2 protein-coding genes are annotated in these 2046 nt (G+C 69.1%); one reads left to right on the top strand and one right to left on the bottom strand.

Features of this window, described 5'->3' with window-relative positions:
- Positions 1 to 283 precede the first annotated feature (283 nt).
- A complete protein-coding gene (locus tag P3W85_RS36580; RefSeq protein WP_276268371.1) occupies positions 284 to 1162 on the top strand; it encodes a LysR family transcriptional regulator in 879 nt (292 codons plus the stop codon).
- Positions 1163 to 1178: 16 nt separating this feature from the next.
- On the opposite strand, the gene P3W85_RS36585 is transcribed toward P3W85_RS36580, so the two are convergent.
- Positions 1179 to 2042 (bottom strand): alpha/beta hydrolase, encoded by an 864-nt coding sequence (locus P3W85_RS36585; protein ID WP_276268372.1) that lies wholly within the window; start codon positions 2040 to 2042, stop codon positions 1179 to 1181.
- Positions 2043 to 2046: the final 4 nt, after the last annotated feature.

Below are 2046 nucleotides of genomic sequence, written 5' to 3' on the forward strand. Positions count from 1 at the left end.
GTCAGCGCAAGCGTCTCTGCCACGATAAAGCTCCTTCTGTCTTTGCGTCTGGTAATGACGGACGGTGCCGGAAAAAGTTCGGCCCGGGCCGCCCGGATCCTTGTCTTGCCGCACCGGCCAACCGGATGCAGGCAGCGATGACGGCAAGCGTGGCGCAGTTGCACTCGCCCGTCCAATGATTTATCGTCAAACACAATATAAGCCACGCAAAATATTGCGGCGCGGCATTCGCGCTGCGCGCCGGCCAGCGCCCGCCTTCGCCTCGCCTATCCGCCCCCGCCTCATGGACCTTCATCACCTGCGCGCCTTCGTCACGGTCGCGCGCGAGGGCAACCTCACCCGCGCCGCGCAACGCCTGCACCTGACGCAGCCGGCCGTCAGCCTGCAGCTCAAAGCGCTGCAATCGTCATGGCGGATCGCGCTCTTCGCGCGTACCGCGAGCGGCCTGACACTGACCGCCGACGGCGCCGCGCTGCTGCCGCTGGCCGAGCGCATCCTCGCCGGCGTGGGCGATCTGCAGCATACGGTCAGCGCCATGCACCAGACCGTGCGCGGGAAGCTCGCCATCGGCACCATCCTCGACCCGGAATTCACGCGGCTTGGCGTCATGCTGCACCGGCTGGTCGAGCGCTATCCGCAGATCCGCACGGAACTGCGCCACGGCATGTCGGGATGGGTCCTGCAGCAAGTGCGCAGCGGGGCGCTGGATGTGGGCTTCTACCTGGGGCCCGCGCCCGACGCCTCGTACTGCGCGCTGACGCTGACGCCGTTCTCCTACTACGTGGTCGCGCCCAAGGGATGGAAGGATCGCGTGGCGTCGCGCTCCTGGGCCCAGCTTGCCGCCCTGCCGTGGATCTGGACCCCGCCCGAATCCGCGCACAACCGCCTGCTGTCGGCGCGCTTCGCCGCAGCGGGCGCGGTGCCGAACAAGGTCGCGCAAGTGGATCAGGAAGCGTCGATGCTCGACCTGGTGCGCTCGGGCGTGGGCCTGTCGCTGGTGCGCGACGCGATTGCGCTCAGCGAGTCGCACGCGCATGGACTGGTCGTGGTGGAAGGCATGTCGGTGCAGACCGAACTCACGCTGGTGGCCCTGGCCGCGCGGCGCGACGATCCGGTGATCGCCGCCGTGTTCGGCATCGCCGAGTCGGTGTTCCGCTCGTAATGCCCAGGCCAGCGCTTCAGCGCGCGTCCGGCACCGGCTGCAGATGACTGCGCAACCAGCCCGTCAAGGCCGCAAAGACTTCGCTGCGCAGCGGCTCCGCCTCGTTGAAGATCTCGTGGTAGCCATGGCCGAACCAGACCATTTCGCACAGGTCCTTCGGCGCATCCGCGGCAAATCGGCGGCTGCCGGCCGGGTCGACGATGCGATCGTCGCCGGCCACCAGCATCAGCGTGGGCGCTTCCAGCAGCGGCGCATCGGTTCGTGCCTGCGCCATGCCGCGCACGAAGCTCTCCAGCACGCCGGCGCTGATGGTGCCCTGCACCAGCGGATCGGCGCGATAGCGCGCCACCACGGCGGTATCGTGCGACAGATAGCGCGCATCGATCGGGTTGGGTACGCGCAGGCGCGGCGCCAGCGCCAGCAGCGTGCGGTGCAGTGCCAGCATCGGGCCGGACAGCCGCAAGGCCAGCGCCGGCGAAGACAGCACCAGCGCGCGGATCGGGCGCACCCGCGCGGTGGCGAAGCGCGCCGCCACCAGGCCGCCCATGCTGTGGCCCAGCAGGAACGGCAGCTCCTTCCACTGGCTCACGGCGGCATCATGGATCTCGGTGAGATCGTCGACAAAGATATCCGGATGTTCGGCCGCCATGCGCCGGCCGCCGCTGGCGCCGTGGCCGCGCTGGTCGTAGGCGCGCACGCGCAGGCCCAGGCCGCATAGCAGCTCGGCCACGTGCTGGTAGCGGCCGCAATGTTCCGCCAGGCCATGCACCAGCAGCAGCGAGCCGGTGGTTTCGGGAAAGGCTTCGGGATCGGGTTGCCAGGTACGCAGCAATAGCTCCGTGCCGTCGCGCATGCGCTGGCGGCTTTCGCTGGGAACGATGGGC

This window comes from Cupriavidus basilensis, assembly GCF_029335485.1.
Lineage (GTDB): Bacteria > Pseudomonadota > Gammaproteobacteria > Burkholderiales > Burkholderiaceae > Cupriavidus > Cupriavidus basilensis_E.